The sequence below is a fragment of the Rahnella sp. PAMC25617 genome, assembly GCF_050606005.1.
Lineage (GTDB): Bacteria > Pseudomonadota > Gammaproteobacteria > Enterobacterales > Enterobacteriaceae > Rahnella > Rahnella variigena.
This window is the reverse complement of record NZ_JBOCUM010000053.1, coordinates 1-570: the sequence shown is the minus strand read 5'-3', so window position 1 is coordinate 570 and position 570 is coordinate 1. Positions and strand designations below refer to the sequence as shown.

Below are 570 nucleotides of genomic sequence, written 5' to 3'. Positions count from 1 at the left end.
CTGGCGCATTGAGCCTGAAACGCTGGAAGCCGCGCTGGAGACAGAATTCGCGGGGCGGCCTGCTTTAACGCCTGCCTTAAAAAATTGGGTTGAAGATTTACCCGGGCAAAATGAGATACAGCAAACCGCCCCCCGACTTACCTGGGTTAATGAAATAAATGATATCTGGATGGAAATCCCACGATTTGAAAATATATTATGGTGGGGAGGTTGGGTTATTGTGTTGGTTGGCTTCATTGTTGTACCTTTGTTTTCATATGTATTAGCAGATGCCTTTAGTGATTATGTAAGTAACCAGTTGAGTTTATTTGTTTTATTAGTGTTTTTTATATTCTGTATTTTTTTTGTTAGTGCGTTTATTTTTAATGCGAAAATAGTTTTATTTGTACCCCGAGGAACTCCAATTCGTTTTAACCGTCAGCGCCAAAAAATATATGTGTACGAGTATCAGCGTAAGTGGAATCCTTGGGTTCGCTGGCCAACGACCATCAAAGTGTTCGACTGGGCTGATGTTCAAGCACAAATGACGCGGGAAACCGGAAGTTACGATCAGGGCTACCGGCTGTACGG

At 42.8% G+C, this 570-nt stretch carries 1 protein-coding gene; it reads left to right on the top strand.

Annotated features, from left to right (window positions below):
* On the top strand, positions 1 to 570 hold a 570-nt coding region (locus ACM615_RS23895; RefSeq protein WP_431012628.1), incomplete at both ends, for a DUF6708 domain-containing protein.